Origin of the sequence: Halanaerobium sp. ST460_2HS_T2 (genome assembly GCF_003337665.1) — a bacterium.
GTDB lineage: Bacteria > Bacillota > Halanaerobiia > Halanaerobiales > Halanaerobiaceae > Halanaerobium > Halanaerobium kushneri.
This window is the reverse complement of the sequence record NZ_QPJF01000008.1, coordinates 49,638-69,822: the sequence shown is the minus strand read 5'-3', so window position 1 is coordinate 69,822 and position 20,185 is coordinate 49,638. Positions and strand designations below refer to the sequence as shown.

Genomic DNA, 20,185 nt, shown 5'->3' with positions numbered 1-20,185 from the left:
CATTTGGACAAAAACGTTCCAGCTCGGAGGTTAAACATGAATAAACTGTTTAAAATTCAGCAGAAAATTGTACCGGAAATTGTTAAGACAGCCCAGCAAAGATATAATATTTTACGTGGTATATATTACAATCAGCCTATTGGAAGACGAGCTCTAGCAAAGATATTAGGATTGAGTGAAAGAACAATTCGTAATGATCTGGAGTTTTTTGAAAAAAATGCCTTTATAACTATTACCCCGGCAGGTACTCAAATTACTAGAATTGGAGAAGAATTTCTGATAGAATTAGATGAGTACATCAAAGAGTTACGAGATATCAGTTATTTAGAAAATAGACTGGAAAATATTCTGGGATTAAAAAAAGTTAAGCTGGTTAATGGCGCAGTTCCGGCCGGAGATTTAAAGGCCGAGATTGGTAGAATGGCCTCACAGCTTTTACAGCAGGAAATTAAAAATGGAGACATTCTTGCTGTGACGGGTGGGACAACCCTGGCCCAGGTTGCAGCAGAGATGACCTACAGCGCTGAATCCAGGGATGTGACAGTAGTTCCCGGCCGAGGTGGACTGGGTGAGGATGTTGAAATACAGGCTAATACGATTGCTGCTAAAATTGCCAAAAAGCTAGGCGGCAGCTATCATCTCCTGCATATTCCGGACAATATGGCTGAAGAAAATATTTATCATATAACAAAAGAACCAACAATTAAAAAAACTCTGGAAATTTTAAAAAGAGCCAATATTTTGATTCACGGAGTAGGAACAGCTAAAGATATGGCAGGCCGACGGGGGATGGACGAAAAAGAAATCAATGATCTCCTTAATGCCGGTGCCGTGGGAGAGGCTTTTGGATTTTATTTTAACTCCCGGGGTGAGATTATCTATTCCACTACCAGTGTTGGTTTGAATCTTGATGATCTGCAGGCAATAAATAAAGTGATTGTTGTTGCAGGTGGAGAAAATAAGGCAGAAGCTATTATTTCTGCAGTTTCTCCTAAATACCAGGATATTTTAATTACTGATGAAATTACAGCCCGAAAAATTATCTCTCTTAAGGGGGGTGAGGCCGAAGACAGGCTGGCAGATTAGAATCAGCAGGTTATAAACTTTCAAATTTTTTAAGTCTTTGTTTAGTAAATTAATTTATGTAAATGTTCAACATATTATAAGGAGGAATAAAATAATGAAAAAAGTAGCAATTAATGGATTTGGACGTATTGGTAGAGGTTACTTAAGATTAGTTGAAAAAAGAGGAGAAGACATTGAAATCGTTGCAATTAACGATTTAGTTGATGTTGAAAATTTAGCTTATTTACTTAAATATGACTCTGTACATGGTCGTTTTGATGGTACAGTAGAGGTTGAAGCTGGAAACTTAGTAGTTAATGGTAAAACAATTAAAGTTACTGCTATTAAAGATCCTAAAGAACTACCATGGGGCGAAAATGACATTGATGTAGTAATTGAATCTACTGGTGTATTCCGCAAAAAAGCTCAGTTAATGCAGCATATTGAAGCTGGTGCGAAAAAAGTTCTTTTAACTGTACCTGCTAAAGATGAGATTGATAATACTATTGTACTTGGTGTTAATGATGACGATCTCAGCGATGATGACTTAATTGTTTCCAATGCTTCCTGTACAACTAATTGTTTAGCTCCTTTAGCTAAGGCTCTTAACGATGAGTTTGGAATCGAAAAAGGATTAATCACAACTGTTCATGGTTATACAACCAGTCAGGCTATCCTAGATATGCCAGCTGGAAAAACAAGAAGAGGTAGAGCAGCTGCTGAAAACATTATTCCTACAACTACAGGTGCTGCTATTGCAACAACAAAAGTACTGCCTGAGTTAGATGGTAAAATTGACGGTATGGCTATTCGTGTTCCAGTACCTGATGGCTCCTGTGTTGATGGAGTATTTACTTTAGAGAAAGATGTAACTGCTGAAGAAGTAAATGCAATGTTTAAAGAAAAAGCAGAAGGTGAAATGAAAGGTATTTTAGGCTATACTGAAGATGAATTAGTTTCCAGAGATATTATGGGACAGTTCGAATCTTCTAAAATTGATGCTCAGTCAACTATGGTAGTTAATGGCAATATGGTTAAAGTTATTTCCTGGTATGACAACGAATTAAGTTATACAAATAGAGTTGTAGATTTATCATTAAAGCTGTAATTTAAATATAAAAATCATTTCAGGGTGGGGCATAGTTGCCTGCCCTGAAATTTTCTCAATAAATTTTTTTGCCTTATTTTTAGAGATAGATATTAAGCCTTTTAAGATAGCTGTCAAAAAATTAGTAACTGCTAATTAATATGGAGGTATTAAAAATGAAAAAAACACTTAAAGATATGGATTTTAAAGGAAAGAAAGTTTTAGTTAGAGTAGATTTTAATGTTCCTCTTAAAGATGGAGTTGTTGGTGATACAACCAGAATTAAAGCAGCTCTGCCAACAATTGAGTATTTAATTAAAGAAGAAGCAAAAGTATTACTTATCTCTCATTTGGGTCGCCCGGGTGGAGAGCCAAAAGATGAGTTAAGAATGGATCCAGTTGCTAAAGAACTGGCTAATTTATTAAACAAAGAAGTTAAAAAAGCTGATGACTGTATTGGTGACGAAGTTAAAAAGGCAGCTGACAGTCTTAAAAACGGTGAAGTTTTAGTCTTAGAAAACAGCCGTTTCCATGCAGGTGAAAAGAAAAATGATCCAGAATTCGCGAAAGAATTAGCATCACTTGCTGACCTTTATGTCAATGATGCTTTTGGTGCTGCCCATAGAGCTCATGCCACTACAGTTGGGGTAACAGAATACTTACCATCTGCTGCTGGTTTCTTAATGCAGAGAGAATTAAATGCTCTGGGTGAGGTAATGGAAAATCCGGAAAGTCCTTTTGTTGCCATAATGGGTGGCGCTAAAGTTTCTGATAAAATTGATGTGATTAAGAATCTGATCAATAAAGTTGATCAATTAATTGTTGCTGGGGGAATCGCCAATACATTTCTGATGGCAAAAGGTTATGAAGTTGGAGATTCTTTAGTTGAGGCTGACAAAGTTGATCTGGCTAAAGAATTAATGACTGAAGCTGAAGAAAAGGGAGTAGAAATTGTGCTTCCAATTGATGTAGTAATTGCTGATGATTTTTCCAATGATGCTAACACAAAAACAGTATCTGTAAAAGAAGTTCCTGCTGGCTGGCAGATTCTGGACTGTGGTGGCCCTCAGAGTTTAGAAAACTACAAGAAAATTATAAAAAATGCCAAAACAGTAATCTGGAATGGACCTTTAGGAGTATTTGAGATGGAGAAATTTGCTCACGGTACAGTGGAATTAGCAAAAGCTCTGGCTGAATCAGATGCTCATTCAGTAATTGGTGGAGGAGATTCTGCCGCAGCAATCAATCAGGCTGGAGTGGCTGATAAGATGAGTCATATTTCTACCGGTGGTGGAGCTTCTCTGATGTTCTTTGAAGGTAAAGAACTTCCTGGTGTTGCTGCACTGGACGATGTTGAGTAATTTTATTAAGTTCATTTAGTAGAATAAACTAAGAATAACGATTAATTATTCAAAAAAATTCTAAACAAAAACTTTGCATTTGGGCAGAGTTTGAGGAGGAATATTAATGCGTAAACCATTTATTTGTGGAAACTGGAAAATGAATAAAAATGTTGAAGAAGCTGAAGCAATGATAACCGCTTTAAAAGATAAAGTTAAAGGTGTAGAAAATGTAGAAATGGGTATTTGCCCAACCGCTCTCTGTTTAACAACTGTTAAGGAAGCTGCTCAGGGCAGTGATATTGTAACAGGTGCCGAAAATATTTACTGGAAAGACTCAGGTGCTTATACTGGCGAAATATCTGCGAAGATGCTTGCTGATAGTGGTATCGAGTATACAATTGTTGGTCATTCCGAGCGCAGAGAAATATTTGGTGAAAGTGATTATGAGGTAAATAAGAAGGTTCTTTCTGCACTTGAACATGGTGTGAAGCCAATTGTCTGTGTTGGAGAAACTTTAGAAGAAAGAAAGGCAGATCAAATAGAAGCCAAAGTTAACTTTCAGGTTGATTCTGCACTTGCTGGTCTAAGTGAAGATGAGGTAGAAGATGTGGTAATTGCCTATGAACCAATCTGGGCTATTGGTACAGGAGAAACTGCTTCTGCTGAAGAAGCTAATCGTGTAATTGGAATTATTAGAAAAAACATTAGAAAAGAATATCCTGAAGCTGCTGATAAGATTAGAATTCAGTATGGTGGAAGTGTTAAACCACATAATGTAGAAGAAATTATGGCTCAGGAAGAAATTGATGGTGCTTTAGTTGGTGGAGCCAGCCTGGCAGCAGATTCTTTTTCTGAAATTATTTTAAAAACTGCCGAAATCTATAAGTAAATAAGATATATTATAAGGAGGATTATTTATGGCAAGACCCAAACCACTGGCCCTGATTATTGCAGATGGGCTGGGAATAAACGAAAATGCGGAAGGAAATGCTGTTTATCAGGCAGATACTCCTTTCTTAGATAAATTAAATCAAGATTATCCCCATTCAATCTTAAAACCATCTGGAGAGGCTGTTGGCTTACCAGAAGGTCAGATGGGTAATTCTGAGGTTGGACACTTAAATATTGGTGCTGGCCGCATAGTTTATCAGGATTTTACAAGAATTAATAAAGCTGTAGAAGAAAAACATCTGTTAGAGAACGAAGTTCTAAAAAAAGCAGTAGAACATGCAAAGGAAAATGATGGAGCACTGCATTTAATTGGACTTCTATCTGATGGTGGTGTGCACAGCCATATTAAACATCTTTTTGGACTGATTGAGATGGCTGATCGGGCCGGTTTAGAGAAAGTATATATTCATCCGATTCTTGATGGGAGAGATACTCCTCCTGCCAGCGGTACAGGCTATTTAGAACAACTGCAGGCAGAACTGGACGAAGTAGGAATCGGTAAAATTGCAACTGTCAGTGGTCGTTACTACACAATGGACCGTGACAACCGCTGGGATAGAACTAAAAAGGCCTATGATATGTTAGTGCTGGGAGAAGGAAATAAGGCAGAAGATGCCATTGAGGCTGTAGAAGCTTCTTATAAAGAGGATGTGGAAGATGAATTTGTTGTGCCAACAGTAATTACTGAAAACGGTGAGCCTGTAGGTGAAATGAAGGATCATGATTCTGTAATTTTCTTTAACTTTAGAGCTGATAGAGCGCGTCAGATAACTCAGGCTTTAACAATTGATGGTTTTGAAGGTTTTGAGCGTGCTCCTGAACATCCCAAAGACTTATATTATGTTACCATGACAGAATATGATGAAGAATTTGATCTGCCGGTTGCTTTTGAACCTGTAGAAATTAAAGATGGACTGGGAGAAGTATTAAGCCGGGAAGGCTTAAAACAGCTCAGAATTGCTGAAACTGAAAAATATGCCCATGTAACATTTTTCTTTAATGGAGGAGTTGAAGAGCCGAATGAAGGTGAAGACAGAATTTTAATTCCTTCACCACAGGTTGCAACCTATGAAATGCAGCCAGAAATGAGTGCTTATGAAGTAACAGATAAGCTCTTAGAAAAAATTGAAGCTGATGAATATGATGTGATTATCTTAAATTATGCTAATATTGATATGGTAGGACATACAGGTTATATGGATGCAGCTATTAAAGCTGTAGAAACAGTGGACGAATGTCTTTCTAAACTGGTTCCTGCTATTTTAGAAAAGGGAGGTCAGGCCTTACTGACAGCTGACCATGGTAATGGAGAGAAGATGAAAGAAGAAGATGGGTCTCCATTTACTGCTCATACTGCTAATATAGTTCCACTTTATTATATAGGTGGACCAGAAAATAAAGGTATTGCATCAGGGAAATTGGCTGATCTTGCTCCAACAATGTTAGAAATTTTAGGAATTGAAAAACCAGAATTAATGACTGGTGAATCACTGATTATTGATAATTAATAGTCAAGCTTAAATTAATTAATAAGTAGAGGCAGTCTTAACTGTCTCTGCAAAAATAAATCTAAATTAGTTTCGCTGTAAAATTATAAGGAGGTCAATTAATAATGTTAAACACAACAATTGTAGATGTTTATGCTCGCGAGATTTTAGATTCACGTGGTAACCCAACTGTAGAGGTAGAAGTAGTACTAGAAGATGGTGTAATGGGTAGAGCTGCTGTTCCATCCGGAGCTTCAACTGGTGAATACGAAGCTGTGGAATTAAGAGATGGTGGCGACCGTTACCTGGGTAAAGGTGTTTTAGATGCTATTGAAAACGTAAATGAAGTAATTGCACCTGAGCTAATCGGTTATGATGTAAGAGAGCAGATTGATATTGATAACTTAATGCGCGAATTAGATGGTACTGACAACAAAGGTAAATTAGGCGCTAATGCTATTTTAGGTGTATCAATGGCAGTTGCTAAAGCAGCAGCAGAAGCTACAGGTACTTTCCTTTATAACTATATTGGGGGAATGAATGCTAAAACTCTACCTGTGCCAATGATGAACATTTTAAATGGTGGAGAACATGCTGACAACAATGTGGACCTGCAGGAGTTTATGATCATGCCTGTTGGTGCAGTAAGCTTCCGCGAAGCTCTACAGATGGGAGCAGAAGTTTATCATAATCTGAAAAAGGTACTGCAGGAAAAAGGTTTAGGTACCGGTGTTGGTGATGAAGGTGGATTTGCACCTGACTTAGGTTCCAACGAAGAAGCTCTCCAGGTGATTGTAGAGGCTATTGAAGCTGCCGGTTATGAAGCAGGAGAAGACTTCTACCTTGCTATTGATGCAGCAGCATCTGAAATTTATAAAGATGGTAAGTATGTACTTGCTGGAGAAGGTGTAGAAAAAACTTCCGAAGAAATGGTAGATTTCTATGCTGAATTAATTGATAAATATCCAATTATCTCACTGGAAGATGGTCTTGACGAAGATGACTGGGACGGTTGGGCTCAGTTAACAGAGCATTTAGGTGATCGTCTGCAGATTGTTGGAGATGATCTCTTTGTAACTAATGTAGAAAGATTAGAGAGAGGTATTGAAGAAGATAGTGCTAACTCAATCTTGATTAAGGTTAATCAGATTGGTTCCTTAACTGAGACTTTAGATACTATTAAGATGGCTACAAGAGCAGGATTTACTTCTGTTGTATCTCACCGCTCTGGTGAAACAGAAGATGTAACAATTGCTGACCTTGTAGTTGCAATGAATACTGGCCAGATTAAAACTGGTGCTCCTGCCCGTTCAGAAAGAGTTGCTAAGTATAACCAGCTGCTAAGAATTGAAGAAAGCCTGGGCGATGCAGCTCAGTATGCAGGTAAAGAAGCATTCTTTAATCTGAAGTAAAATTTATTAAATTAAATAGTGTAAGTAATATAAAGGGCCGAGTAGGGTTTATTCTCTACTTGGTCTTTTTTTATTTATAAAGAAAAAAATAAAAGTAAAAAAGCAGCTAAAACAAAGTTTATTAAAAAAATCACTTGACAAAATTTAAAAATAAGATTATACTAACAGTGTACCAGTTAACTAGTGCACTATTTAATAATATATTATTTTGAAATCTCAAGCTATGAATTCTTAAAACCTAACTTTTGATAGGTGGAATGGGCTATATAATATTATATTATTAAAAAAAAAGAATAAATCAGCTGCAGACTAATTTTTTTAATTTTTGTAGTCTTATTTACTTGATTTTATTACTCAGATTCAATATAATATACTCTATACTGACCGATTAGTCGAGAGGGGGATAATATGGCTAAAGACACAAGAGATGAAATACTAAAAGCGGCACTTAACTTATTTTCAATAAATAATTATCATGCTACCTCAATGTCCATGATAGCCAAAGAAGCAGGTCTGAGTAAAGGAACTCTTTACTGGCATTTTGACAGCAAGGAAGATTTATTTAGAGAATTAGTTTTAGTTGGTTTAGAATATTTTCATGAAAAGTATCAGGAAATCCAGAATAGTGATTCAAATGCAGAGGAAAAGTTATTCCAAATAGTTGATTTTAGTATTAGTATGCTGGCGGATAATATTAAAATGGCAAATATTTTGAAAAATAATATTCAGTTGATCAGCAGTGAATTTCAGAAAAAAATGATTGAAAGACATAAATCAGCCTTAAATGCTATTAAACTTGTAATTGAACAGGGGATTAAAGAAGGAAGTATGCAAACTAACGATTCTCACAACACCGCAGTGATGATTATGGTATTAATTTTCAATTCTCATCCTCAGGAATTATTTTACAATTTTGAAAGTAGAGAAAAAGATGTGGAATTTATTTATAATTTTATTATGCAGGGAATCTCCAGGGAGGTTAAAAATGAAGAAAACTAAGTATATCATTTTGATTTTATTATTCTGTCTATTAACTGCTTCATTTAACGTGGCTGCAGCTGAAGAAACAGAAATCACTCTGACACAAGCAGTAAAGATTTTAATGGAAAACAACAGACAGCTGATTAACAGCCGTCAGAATATAGAAAAGGCCCAAAAAGATGTTGAGCTGAGCGGAAGAGGCTATTATCCAACAGCCAATCTGCAGACCTCCTATACCAAGATGGAATCAGGTCAGCAGACTATTGATTTTCAAAGACTATTTAGCCCAACTTATAATGCAGCAAATGGTCTTCCAATGACAGAAACACCCGATACAAACTTCAGCACTTCCTTATCACTATCACAGCCGCTTTATCTGGGTGGACGAGTAAGGATTGGCCAGGATATCTCTGAACTGGGGCTTGAGATGAGCAAAATTGAATATCAAAAACAGCTGGATCAGAGTATTTTCAATCTTGTTCAGGCCTACTATGGTGTCCTACAGGCTCAGGGTATGGTTGAGATTAGAGAAAATGCCCTGGAAGTAGTAAATGAACATTTAAGAATTGTAAAAGTTAATAATGAAGCAGGAATGAGTTTGAGACAGGATTTGCTGCAGACTCAAATTGAGCAGCGCAAAGCAGAAGAAGATTTAATTGCTGCTGAAAATCAGCTGCAGATTGCTAAAAAGAGGCTGGCCCAGCTGCTTGGTGACAGCAGTGTTATGTATCAGGTTTCCACACCACAAAAAAATCCGGAGCCGGCAACTGAATTGGATAAATTAATCAACCTTGCCTTAGAAAATAGAGCTGAATTAAAGTCACTATCCGTAAATCAAAAAATGCTGGAGAAGCAGAAAGATCTGGAAGGTAATCCTTATCGACCTCAGATTTCTTTAAATGGTTCATATAGCTGGCAGGGATCAGAATTAGAATTTAGTGATGGCAGCTGGAATCTAACGATTGCAGGTTCAATTTCTTTATATGATGGTGGTAAAGCTAATTTAAATGAAGAAAAAAAGAAAATAGAAGTAAATAATCTTGAAAATTCAACAAAAGATCTAAAAGAATCTATCAGAATTGAAATTGAAGATACTCTGCTGTCACTGCAGCATTCAGAAGAAATGATTAAGTTGGAGAAATTATCTTTAGAAAACGCAGAAGAAAACTTAGAACTGACAAATAAGAGCTATCAGGCTGGAATTAACACCAATATAGATGTTATAAATGCCCAGACTTCTTATAAACAGGCCCAGATTGCTTTGCTGCAGGCTGAATATGATTATGAAAAAAATCTATATAAATTATTTTATAATACTGGTAGAATTAAAGAACTATTTAAGGATGTGATATAAATGAGAAAAACAATTATAATACTTTTATTATTAATTTTCCTCTCCTTTAATGTTATGGCACAATCTCCGGTAGAAGTTACTACTCCTGAGAGAACCGGGATTTCAGTTAGAGATACAATTACAGGTAATTTTTCTGCTTTCAAAAAAGTAAATATACCTGCTGAAATAGGTGGGATTGTAGATCAAATTACAGTAAGTGTGGGAGATGATGTTAGTCAGGATCAAAAATTATTACAGTTAAACCAGGATAAACTAAATATTCAAATCAAACAGGCAGAGGCTGCTTTAGATGCTGCTAGAGCAAATTATCAGCAGCTTAAAAATGGAGCCAGCCAGGAAGAAATTAATAGAGCCCAGGCTTCTTATGATCAGGCTCAGGCTTCTCTGGAGGGGGCCAAGTCGAATTTAGAATTAATGAAAGAAATATATGAAGACAAAATTAGTTTAAAGCAGCAGCTTACATCTGCCGAGAGTCAGCTGGCAAATGCAGAACAGCAGTTAGCAAGTGCTCGCGAAAGATATAATCAGGCAGAAATTAATTTTGAACAGGCTGAACGAGAATATGAGAGAATGCAGTATTTATATGAAGAAAAAGTCATAACTGAAAAGCAGTTTGAAGGTGCTGAAAGTCAGTATAAAAATGCTAAATCTTCATTAAACACTGCTCAGATAGGTTTAGAACAGGCTAAAATTGGATATAATACTGCCCAACAGAGTTATAAATTAACAGAACAGACTTTTAATAATCCGACTCAGTTAAAACAGCAGCTGGAAAATGCTCGCAGTCAGGTTAAGTCTGCCCAGGCAGGTCTGGCAGTTGCTGAAGCAAATTTGGAACAGGTTAAAAAGGGAGCTACTCAAGAGCAGTTAAATGCGAGCCTGGCCCAGGTAAAACAGGCAGAAGCAGGTCTGGAGCAGGCTAAGCTCAGCCTGGAAAATTCTATAGTTAAAAGCCCAATTAAGGGAGTAGTCTCAGCAGTTAGAACAGAAGCTGGAGAAATTATTTCTCCAGGACAGCCGATAGTTACTGTTATTGATATTGATCAGCTTTATCTGGAAGTTTCAGTTACAGCAGCTACAATGAGCAGATTACAGGAGGGAGATCAGGTTAGAATTATTCCTGAAGCAATTAAAAATGAAGAGCTAACTGCAAAAATTGATACAATTAGTCCCGAAGCAGATCCGGCAAGTAAAAATTTCCCGGTAAAAATGCTGGTTGATAATTCAGCTCATCAAATAAAGCCAGGAATGTTTGCAGATGCAGTTTTTAGTGTGCAGTCTGCCGAAAATACACTGGTTGTTCCAATTTCAACAATAGTTGGTTTTGATTCAACAGAACCTCATGTTTATATTGTTGAAGACAATAAAGCTGTAAAAAAAGCAGTTAAGATTGGAATCGTGTCAGATAATTTAGTTGAACTAGTCTCCGGTGTAGAAGAAAATGATCAAATAATCCTTAAAGGTCAGAATAGACTAAGTGATGGAGAAGAAGTTGAGGTGATTAACTAATGAAAATCTCAAATTTTTCCATCTCCAGGCGGATTACAACGGCAATGTTAGTTTTACTGGTCGTATTAATCGGAATAATTTCTTTTAGCCGATTAAAAGTCGATCTTTATCCTGATGTCACTTTTCCTGGTGCAGCAATAGTAACAACTTATTCCGGTGTTGGTCCCGAAGAAATTGAAAACCTGATAACTAAACCTATTGAAAGTTCGGTTTCTACAGTAACTGGAGTTAAATCTGTTTCTTCGACTTCAGATACCGGACAGTCGACTATAGTAGTTGAATTTGAATGGGGAACAGATATGGATTTTGCTGTTTTAGATTTAAGACAGCAGATTGACTTAATTAGTAGTTTTTTGCCTGATGAGGCTGATGACACGCTTATCTTTAAATTTGACCCGGCAATGTTTCCGATTTTAAGTTATGGAATTACTGGCGAACAGAACCTGGCAGATTTAAAAAGCGAAGTAGAAGACAATATAGCTCCACGTCTGGAAAGATTACCGGGAGTTGCCCAGGTTAATCTGGAAGGAGGTTTAACCAGAGAGATTATGATTTCTCTGGCAGGAGATAAACTGTATAATTATGGTATTGATTTTTCTACTGTCAACGGTATTTTAGCTCAGGAGAATGTTAATGTTTCTGCTGGTGAAATTCAGCGCGGTGATCGTAATCTCTTAATTAGAACCATGGGTAAATTTGATTCTCTGGATGATATTAGAAATATTAATATCCCAACTGGAAATGGTTCAACAGTAAAGCTGTCTGATTTAGGTACAGTACGTGATACTTATGCAGATAGAAATACAATTTCCAGGGTTAATGGTGATTCCAGTATTGGTCTTTCCATTCAAAAGCAGACTGATGCCAATACTGTTCAGACTGCTAATGCAGTTAAAGATGAAATTGAGAAAATAAAAAATGAGTATGATGATTTAAATATTATAACTGCTATGGATCAGTCAGATTTTATTCAAAAAGCTATTGAAAGTGTGCAGAGAAATGCTCTGGTCGGTGGACTTTTAGCAGTATTAATTTTATTTATCTTCTTGAGAAATATTAGAAGTACAATTGTTATTGCGACAGCAATTCCGGTTTCTATTATAGCTACCTTTGTATTAATGTATTTTGCTGATTTAAATATTAATATTATTTCTCTTGGTGGCCTGGCATTAGGTGTTGGAATGCTGGTGGATAATGCTATTGTGGTGCTGGAAAATATTTATCGTTATCGAAGTATGGGAGTCGGTAAGATAGAGGCTGCTAAAGAAGGTAGTTCAGAAGTGGGAATGGCAATTACAGCCTCAACTCTGACTACAATAGTTGTATTTCTGCCGGTGTTTTTTGTGCAGGGTCTTGCTGCCAGATTATTTAAAGAACTGGCTTTAACAGTTAGTTTTTCTTTATTTGCTTCTCTGGCTGTAGCTTTAACTTTAATTCCCATGCTTTCTTCAACCTTTTTGAAGGTAAGTCAGAAAGATTTAGATAGAGAGAGTAAACAGGGCTTTATTACTCGAAATTATAAAAGAATGCTTGGATTTTCCTTAAATCACCGCTGGATAATTGTTTTGATTCTGGTTATTTTACTGGCGGGAAGTATTGCTTTAGTGCCTAGCATTGGAACTGAGTTCTTACCGGCTTCTGACCAGGGAATGTTTACAATTAATTATGATCTTCCGGCCAGTACTGTTCTGGCTGAAAGTGATAATGTAGCTCAATATATAGAAGATGTACTTGCTTCCATTCCGGAAGTAAAAACTGTTTTCAGTCGAGTTGGTTCTGCTGATATGATGGGAACTTCTACCAGCAGTGATTCGGGAACTATAATTGTTTTAATGAAAGAACTTGATCAGAGAACTAGAAGTACTGATCAAATAATGGAAGAAGTAAGACAGCGTCTATCTTTACCTGATGTAAACTTTCAGCTTTCTACTCAGTCCGGTTTTGGTGGCCCGGGTGGAGGCAAACCAATTAATATAAAATTAAAGGGTAATGATTTTGAAGTTCTGAAAGAATATACTACTAAAGCAAGACTGGAAATGGAAAATATCGATGGATTGAGAGATGTAAGTGATAGTTTTGAAGAGGGAAGACCCGAATTAAGGATACAGCTCAATAGATCTCTGGCCAGTCAGTTTGGTTTAAATGCCAGGCAGGTTGCTAATACTGTCAGAACAGCTGTTAGTGGTAGTGTAACTACCCGTTACGAAGTAGCTGGAGATGAATATGATATCAGGGTTCAATTACAGGAAAGTGATTTAAATACTGTTTCCCAGCTTTCTAATCTAAATATTATAGCTCCGGGTGGAGTTCAGGTGCCATTAAAGAGATTTGCTGATTTAGAGGTGGAAACAGGACCGAATCAAATACTGCGTATAGACCAGGAAAGGTATGCAGAAATAAATTCTGATTTGTACAATATTGACCTGGGAACAGCAGTTGAGAGAATTCAAAACAGACTGGCTGAAAATATTGAACTGCCAGATGGTTACGAATTCAGTTATGAAGGACAGTTCCAGGATTTGCAGAGTTCATTTAGAAGTTTAGCTTTTGCTTTTATTCTGGCTGTAGTTCTGGTTTACATGGTAATGGCTTCACAATTTGAATCGTTAATCCATCCATTTATTATCATGTTTACTGTACCTCTTGCTGTAATTGGTGTAATACTGGGTATCTTTATAACAAATAGTACTTTATCTGTAGCATCTTTAATTGGATTAATAACTCTTGCCGGTATTGTTGTAAATAATGCGATTGTAATGGTCGATTATATAAATCATTTGAGACGAGAAAAACAGGAAAAGAATGCAGCGATTCTTGAAGCTGCTTCAGTAAGACTAAGACCAATTATGATGACAGCTCTGACAACAATTCTGGGTCTGATTCCACTTGCCCTTGGTCGTGGTGATGGGGGAGAACTGGCTCAGCCAATTGCTGTTGTAGTTATCAGTGGTTTAACATTTGCCACTTTCTTAACTTTATTTATAATACCAATTTTCTATTCTCTATTAACATCATTTAGAGAGATTATACTTGCAAAAATTAAGGGTGTTGATCGTTCAGAATTGGAAGGAAAAATTTAATAGATAGATAATCAATTAAGGAGACATCTTAAAATAATTGGATAATAAAGTTTGATTATTCAAAAGATGTCTTCTTAATTTTTTCTCAGAGCTTCGGAAACTGTTTTCCGGGGTTTGAAAGGGAGTTTTTCTCATTCAGGTTATTGTATTTTCATCATTAATATGTTAAAATTAAAGCTGTGTTGAATTATGGATATCTAGCAATATTTTACTTAACTACTGGAGGTGAGATTTAGATGTTTGTACTTAAGATTTTACACTTTATTATAGCAATTGGAGTAATTGTTGGTGTTTTACTGCAGTCAGGAAAAAGTGCCGGTTTATCTGGAGCAATTGATGGTGGTGCTACAACTTTTTTTGGTAAGTCAGGAAAGAAGATGGAAGACAAAATAAGTAAGGCAACAACTGTAGCAGCAGTATTATTTATGCTTAATTCTCTAATTCTTGCTATATTTTAAACTTCATAATTAAGTAATAATAAGTTAATGATAAAGCAAATATTATTAATAATAATCATCTAATATTCAATCAGGGAAAATAGTAAATTTTTAAAATGAAATAAAAACCAGATAAGATGCTATGAAAAAATTAGCAGATAAAAAATTAATAAGGAGGTTGGTGCATGAATTTTTATACACCGCTGGCGGGAATAATCGCATTAGCTTTTGCTTTTATTCTTGCTGGAAAAGTAAAAAAGGAAAGTATGGGAACAAATAGAATGGCTGAACTGTCAGATGCAATCAATGAAGGGGCTATGGCTTTTTTAGGTCGTGAATACAAGATGTTAGCAGTATTTGTTGCTGTAGTAGCAGTTGTAATGACAGTAGTACCCAGTCTTGGCTGGCAGTACGCGGTATCCTTTATTTTAGGAGCATTATTCTCTGCTCTGGCTGGATTTATCGGGATGCAAATTGCTACCCAATCAAATGCTAGAACAACCAATGCTGCCCGGACAGGTTTGAATGCAGCTTTAAAAGTTGCTTTTTCCGGAGGAACAGTAATGGGAATGTCTGTTGTAGGTTTAGGTACTCTGGGGCTTGGAATTTTATATATGTTCTTTTCTCATAATGTACAATTTATTAGAGGTTTTGCTTTTGGAGCCAGTTCTATTGCCCTCTTTGCCCGTGTTGGTGGAGGTATTTATACTAAAGCAGCTGATGTTGGTGCTGATTTAGTTGGTAAAGTAGAAGCTGGAATTCCAGAAGATGATCCCCGTAATCCTGCTGTTATTGCTGATAATGTTGGTGATAATGTTGGTGATGTTGCAGGTATGGGAGCAGACTTATTCGAATCATATGTTGGTTCAATAGTAGCTGCTATGACTTTAGGAGCTGCTCTGAGTGTAGATCATGTTTTATTACCAATGTTAATTGCAGCTTTAGGTATTGTAGCTGCTATTATTGGTACTCGTTTTGTCAGAGCTAAAGAAGGTGGCAACCCTGCTAAAGCTTTGGAAAGGGGAACTTTAAGTGCTGCCGGAATTACAATTGTTGGTGCTTACTTTTTGGTAACAGCACTGACTGGAGAAGTTGGAATTTTTATAGCAATTATCGCCGGTTTAATTGCAGGTACTTTAATTGGTAGAATTACAGAGTATTATACTTCCGAACACTATGGGCCTGTAAAACATATTGCCCGTCAGTCACAGACTGGTACAGCAACTAACATAATCAGTGGTCTGTCTGTAGGAATGAGAAGTACAGCTCTTCCAATTTTAGTTATTGCAGTAGCTATTTATTTAGCTTATAATTTTGCCGGTCTGTATGGTATTGCAATGGCAGCAGTTGGTATGCTTTCTACTACAGGAATTACACTTTCTGTTGATGCCTACGGGCCTATTGCTGATAATGCAGGAGGTATTGCCGAAATGGCAGAATTAGATTCTTCAGTTAGAGATATTACTGATAAACTGGATTCTGTTGGTAATACAACAGCTGCTATGGGTAAGGGATTTGCAATTGGTTCTGCTGCTTTGACAGCTCTTTCATTATTTGCAGCTTTCTCACAGGCAGTTGGCCTGGATTCAATTTCTCTAACTAATCCGCAGGTTATCATTGGTCTCTTTATTGGAGCTATGTTACCATTTTTATTCTCAGCGATTACTATGGAGGCTGTAGGTAAGGCTGCTGGAGAGATGATCGAAGAAGTAAGAAGACAATTTAAAGAAATGCCGGGTATAATGGAAGGAACTCAAAAACCTGATCACCGGAAATGTGTTGATATTTCTACAACAGCTGCTTTAAAAGAAATGATTTTACCAGGATTACTGGCAGTAGTTGTTCCAGTAATTATTGGACTCTGGAATGTGCAGGCACTTGGTGGTCTTTTAGGTGGTGCTCTTTCTTCCGGTGTTCTTCTGGCTATTATGATGGCTAACTCCGGTGGTGCCTGGGATAATGCTAAAAAATATATTGAATCAGGAGCTTTTGGTGGCAAGGGAACAGAAACTCATGCTGCTTCGGTTGTTGGTGATACAGTTGGTGATCCATTTAAGGATACCTCTGGTCCATCCTTAAATATTTTAATCAAATTAATGACCATTGTTTCACTTGTATTTGCTCCTTTATTCATGTAAAATTAATATAGTAGTAAAGGATTTAATCACCCTCCTTGTAGTTAATACTACTGGGAGGGTTTTTTAATTAGAAAGGTAGTGATTTAATGCCGGAAGTAGAGGATGGAATGTGCTTTGCCTGTGGTGAGGAAAATCCAATTTCTCTGGCTCTTAAATTTGAAAAAATTGAAGAAAACAAAGTTAAAGCAGAATTTATACCTGGAGAATATCACCAGGGATATAAGGGGATTATTCATGGGGGTATAACAGCTACTTTACTGGATGAGGCAATGGCACATGTGCTTGGTTTTAAAGGAATTAAGGCTTATACTGCCGAATTAAATATTCGGTACAGAAAAGCAATTGAGATTGGAAAAAAGTTAGAAATTATTGGTGAATATAAAAGTTCTAAAAAGTCATCTATTGCAAATGTTTATTATGCCCGGGCAGAAATTTTTGATAATAATGGAAACTTAAAGGCTGAAGCCAGAGCAAAATTTATTGAGGCCTGAGGATAATCTTAATTGTTAACGAAAACTTGCAAAAAATTAAATCATATTTAGGGGAGGATACTAATGCAGAGAGAAGAAGCAATTAAATTAATGAAAGAAAATATTAAACAGAAGAATTTGCGTAAACATTGTCTGGCAGTGGAAGCAGTAATGGCCGAGCTTGCTGATTATTTTGATAAAGATCAGGATAAATGGCGTCTGGCAGGGCTGCTGCATGATATTGATTACGAAGATACTGCAGATGAGCCCGAAAAGCACAGTCAGCTTGGTGCAGAAATGCTGGCAGATATAGGAATGGAAGCAAAAATTGTGGAGGCTGTTAGAGCCCACAATGGAATGCATCAACTTCCCAGAAAAACATTAATGGCAAAGGCTTTATATGCAGCTGACCCATTAACTGGTTTAATTGTTGCTTCGGCATTGATCCATCCTGAAAAAAGTCTAAATGCACTGGATACAGAATTTGTTTTAAATCGTTATGGAGACAACTCTTTTGCCAAGGGAGCTGATCGGGATGTAATTGCTTCCTGTAAAGAGATGGATTTAGAATTAAAAGAATTTATTGAACTGTCTCTAGCAGCTATGCAGAATGTTTCTGATGATTTAGGACTTTAATTTTAAATAAATTTTAGCTCAGAATCACCAAAAGATTGGGGATGATTATTAATGAGTGCCAGAAGTGAATTGTTGAGACGCTTAAGAGAAGATGTGCATCGTCCATTAAGTAAGGACGAAATTTTTGAGGAGTTTGAGATAGCAAAGGATCAGCGGCAAATGTTTTCAGATCTACTGCTGGATTTAATTAAGTCAGGACAGATTTTTAAAAACTCACAGGGATTATATGGAGTTCCTGAAAAATTTAATTTAATTGGTGGTAGAATAGAGAAAACAGCATCTGGAAATGCATTTTTAATACCTGATGATCCAGAAAAAGATGATATCTATATTGCTTCCGCAAATATGAACGGTGCAATGCACAATGATAAAGTTTTTGTGAGACCTGTCCATTCTGATAGAGGTAAAAGTCAGGCGGGAGAAGTTGCAGAAATTATAGAACGTGTTAACAAAAAGATAGTTGGTAATTTAGAGAAATATAAAAATTATGGATTTTTGATTCCGGATAATAATAGAATTTGTAATGATGTATTTATTCCACCTGAAGCTTTAAATAAGGCTGAAAATGGTCAAAAAGTGGTTGCTAAAATAACCCGCTGGCCAGAAAAAAATAGAAACCCTGAAGGCGAAATTATTGAAATTCTTGGAGATAAGGATGATCCAGGTGTAGATATTGAGGCAATAATTCGTCAGCTTGATTTACCGGGAGAATTTCCGGATAAAGTTTTAAGTCAGATTAAAAATATTCCGGATGAAGTTAGTGATGCAAGAGTAAAAAAAGATGACGAACGGCAAGATTTAAGAGATTTAAAATTGGTTACAATTGATGGATCAGATGCAAAAGATTTAGATGATGCAGTTTCTATAGAAAAACTCGATAGTGAAGTTTATCGACTGGGTGTTCATATTGCTGATGTAAGTCATTATGTTACCGAAGATAGTCCGCTTGATAGTGAAGCTTATTCGAGGGCTACAAGTATTTATCTGGTTGATCGGGTGATTCCAATGCTGCCCGAAAAACTTTCAAATGGTATTTGCAGCTTAAATCCTCGTGTTGATCGTTTAACTATGACTGTATTTATTGACTACAGGCTGCAGGGGAAAAATGGAATTGAGATTATAGATCATGATATTACTAAATCTGTGATTAATTCCAATCACCGGCTGACCTATGATGCAGTACAAAATATTTTAGAGGACAAAGAAAGCCAGGAGAGACAGCAATACAGTGACTTTGTTGAAGAGCTGGAAATGATGAATGAATTAAGAAGAAGACTTAGGCGCCATCGATTTGCGGAAGGAAGTATGGATTTTAATTTTACTGAAGTTAAGGTGGAACTTGATGAAGAAGGACATCCAATTGATTTAAAGAAAAGACGTCACCGGGAAGCAGAGCAGTTAATTGAAGAATTTATGATTGCTGCTAATAGAATTGTAGCTGCTGAAATGTCCTGGCGAGATATGCCGTTTATTTATCGAGTTCATGAAGAACCGGATCTTGATCGAATGCAGCAGTTTAATGAATTTATTCATAACTTTGGCTACAGTCTTAAAGGAGTTAAAAATGGAGTCCATCCCCGAGCACTGCAGGAAATTTTAGAAGATGTTAGGGGTACTAAGGAAGAAAAAATTATTGAAACAGTAATGCTTCGTTCACTTAAGAAAGCTGTTTATTCTGATAAAAACATAGGGCATTTTGGACTCGGAATTAGTCATTACAGTCATTTTACTTCTCCCATTAGGAGATATCCTGATCTAACAGCTCATCGAATCATTAAGGAAACAATCACTGAAGGATATTTAAGTGAAGAACGTCAGGATGAGCTGGATAGTGAGCTGCCTAAAATTGCAGACCACTGCTCCTTACAGGAGAGAAGGGCAATGGACGCGGAAAGAGATTCAGTTGATCTTAAAAAAATTGAATTTATGGAAGATAAAATCGGTGATGAGTTCGAAGGTATTATCAGTGGAATAACAGGTTTTGGAATTTTCGTTGAACTCGAGAACACTGTTGAGGGTCTGGTTCATATAAAAAATCTGCGTGATGATTATTATCATTATGATGAAGAAAAATACCATTTAATTGGTGAGAGAACCAAAAAGATTTATCGGATTGGGGACCAGGTAAAAATAAAGGTCGCAAAAGTTAATAGAGATGAGAGGCAGTTGGATTTCGAACTGCTTGAGAAGTTAGATTAAGCTATAATAGCTGAAATAAATGAATAAGGATGTGGT

Annotated in this window: 15 protein-coding genes; all 15 read left to right on the top strand. The window is 36.5% G+C overall.

Going from position 1 to position 20,185, the window contains the following annotated elements; genetic code table 11:
- The first annotated feature begins 36 nt into the window (after positions 1 to 36).
- The 15 genes from DFR80_RS05425 to rnr all read left to right on the top strand — a co-directional run bounded on the left by DFR80_RS05425 (position 37) and on the right by rnr (position 20,149).
- Entirely contained in the window at positions 37 to 1,086 is a 1,050-nt protein-coding gene (locus tag DFR80_RS05425) for a sugar-binding transcriptional regulator (RefSeq protein WP_114489409.1), read from the top strand.
- Between the two features lie 91 nt (positions 1,087 to 1,177).
- A complete protein-coding gene (gap, locus tag DFR80_RS05420) occupies positions 1,178 to 2,173 on the top strand; it encodes a type I glyceraldehyde-3-phosphate dehydrogenase (protein ID WP_114489421.1) in 996 nt (331 codons plus the stop codon).
- Positions 2,174 to 2,328: 155 nt separating this feature from the next.
- Positions 2,329 to 3,513: a phosphoglycerate kinase gene (pgk, locus tag DFR80_RS05415; RefSeq protein ID WP_076544395.1), complete on the top strand. Its 1,185-nt coding sequence runs from the start codon at positions 2,329 to 2,331 to the stop codon at positions 3,511 to 3,513.
- 106 nt (positions 3,514 to 3,619) lie between these two features.
- A complete protein-coding gene (tpiA, locus tag DFR80_RS05410) occupies positions 3,620 to 4,384 on the top strand; it encodes a triose-phosphate isomerase (RefSeq protein WP_114489408.1) in 765 nt (254 codons plus the stop codon).
- 28 nt (positions 4,385 to 4,412) lie between these two features.
- Complete coding sequence (gpmI, locus tag DFR80_RS05405; protein WP_114489407.1) at positions 4,413 to 5,954, top strand: 2,3-bisphosphoglycerate-independent phosphoglycerate mutase; 1,542 nt, start codon at positions 4,413 to 4,415, stop codon at positions 5,952 to 5,954.
- Positions 5,955 to 6,058: 104 nt separating this feature from the next.
- Positions 6,059 to 7,345 (top strand): phosphopyruvate hydratase, encoded by a 1,287-nt coding sequence (gene eno, locus DFR80_RS05400; RefSeq protein ID WP_114489406.1) that lies wholly within the window; start codon positions 6,059 to 6,061, stop codon positions 7,343 to 7,345.
- Between the two features lie 408 nt (positions 7,346 to 7,753).
- A complete protein-coding gene (locus DFR80_RS05395; protein WP_114489405.1) occupies positions 7,754 to 8,344 on the top strand; it encodes a TetR/AcrR family transcriptional regulator in 591 nt (196 codons plus the stop codon).
- A complete protein-coding gene (locus tag DFR80_RS05390; RefSeq protein ID WP_114489404.1) occupies positions 8,331 to 9,680 on the top strand; it encodes a TolC family protein in 1,350 nt (449 codons plus the stop codon). Before DFR80_RS05395 ends, DFR80_RS05390 begins: the two co-directional genes overlap by 14 nt.
- A complete protein-coding gene (locus DFR80_RS05385) occupies positions 9,681 to 11,189 on the top strand; it encodes an efflux RND transporter periplasmic adaptor subunit (protein ID WP_076544389.1) in 1,509 nt (502 codons plus the stop codon).
- Positions 11,189 to 14,269 (top strand): efflux RND transporter permease subunit, encoded by a 3,081-nt coding sequence (locus tag DFR80_RS05380; RefSeq protein WP_114489403.1) that lies wholly within the window; start codon positions 11,189 to 11,191, stop codon positions 14,267 to 14,269. Before DFR80_RS05385 ends, DFR80_RS05380 begins: the two co-directional genes overlap by 1 nt.
- A gap of 236 nt (positions 14,270 to 14,505) precedes the next feature.
- Entirely contained in the window at positions 14,506 to 14,727 is a 222-nt protein-coding gene (gene secG, locus DFR80_RS05375; protein WP_076544387.1) for a preprotein translocase subunit SecG, read from the top strand.
- Between the two features lie 164 nt (positions 14,728 to 14,891).
- Positions 14,892 to 16,844 carry a sodium-translocating pyrophosphatase gene (locus tag DFR80_RS05370; protein WP_114489402.1) on the top strand — a complete coding sequence of 651 codons (1,953 nt, stop codon included), beginning with the start codon at positions 14,892 to 14,894 and terminating at the stop codon, positions 16,842 to 16,844.
- An 86-nt stretch (positions 16,845 to 16,930) separates the two neighbouring features.
- Positions 16,931 to 17,335 carry a PaaI family thioesterase gene (locus DFR80_RS05365; RefSeq protein ID WP_114489401.1) on the top strand — a complete coding sequence of 135 codons (405 nt, stop codon included), beginning with the start codon at positions 16,931 to 16,933 and terminating at the stop codon, positions 17,333 to 17,335.
- A gap of 63 nt (positions 17,336 to 17,398) precedes the next feature.
- Positions 17,399 to 17,950, top strand: a complete 552-nt coding sequence (locus DFR80_RS05360) for an HDIG domain-containing metalloprotein (protein ID WP_114489400.1) — start codon at positions 17,399 to 17,401, stop codon at positions 17,948 to 17,950.
- Positions 17,951 to 18,001: 51 nt separating this feature from the next.
- Positions 18,002 to 20,149: a ribonuclease R gene (gene rnr, locus DFR80_RS05355; protein WP_114489399.1), complete on the top strand. Its 2,148-nt coding sequence runs from the start codon at positions 18,002 to 18,004 to the stop codon at positions 20,147 to 20,149.
- The last annotated feature ends 36 nt before the right edge of the window (positions 20,150 to 20,185 follow it).

Bases quoted from the DNA above. Each gene is read 5' to 3' on its own strand.
- DFR80_RS05425 (WP_114489409.1), top strand. From the start codon at position 37: ATGAATAAACTGTTTAAAATTCAGCAGAAAATTGTACCGGAAATTGTT.
- pgk (WP_076544395.1), top strand. From the start codon at position 2,329: ATGAAAAAAACACTTAAAGATATGGATTTTAAAGGAAAGAAAGTTTTA.
- tpiA (WP_114489408.1), top strand. From the start codon at position 3,620: ATGCGTAAACCATTTATTTGTGGAAACTGGAAAATGAATAAAAATGTT.
- gpmI (WP_114489407.1), top strand. From the start codon at position 4,413: ATGGCAAGACCCAAACCACTGGCCCTGATTATTGCAGATGGGCTGGGA.
- eno (WP_114489406.1), top strand. From the start codon at position 6,059: ATGTTAAACACAACAATTGTAGATGTTTATGCTCGCGAGATTTTAGAT.
- DFR80_RS05395 (WP_114489405.1), top strand. From the start codon at position 7,754: ATGGCTAAAGACACAAGAGATGAAATACTAAAAGCGGCACTTAACTTA.
- DFR80_RS05390 (WP_114489404.1), top strand. From the start codon at position 8,331: ATGAAGAAAACTAAGTATATCATTTTGATTTTATTATTCTGTCTATTA.
- DFR80_RS05385 (WP_076544389.1), top strand. From the start codon at position 9,681: ATGAGAAAAACAATTATAATACTTTTATTATTAATTTTCCTCTCCTTT.
- DFR80_RS05380 (WP_114489403.1), top strand. From the start codon at position 11,189: ATGAAAATCTCAAATTTTTCCATCTCCAGGCGGATTACAACGGCAATG.
- secG (WP_076544387.1), top strand. From the start codon at position 14,506: ATGTTTGTACTTAAGATTTTACACTTTATTATAGCAATTGGAGTAATT.
- DFR80_RS05370 (WP_114489402.1), top strand. From the start codon at position 14,892: ATGAATTTTTATACACCGCTGGCGGGAATAATCGCATTAGCTTTTGCT.
- DFR80_RS05365 (WP_114489401.1), top strand. From the start codon at position 16,931: ATGCCGGAAGTAGAGGATGGAATGTGCTTTGCCTGTGGTGAGGAAAAT.
- DFR80_RS05360 (WP_114489400.1), top strand. From the start codon at position 17,399: ATGCAGAGAGAAGAAGCAATTAAATTAATGAAAGAAAATATTAAACAG.
- rnr (WP_114489399.1), top strand. From the start codon at position 18,002: ATGAGTGCCAGAAGTGAATTGTTGAGACGCTTAAGAGAAGATGTGCAT.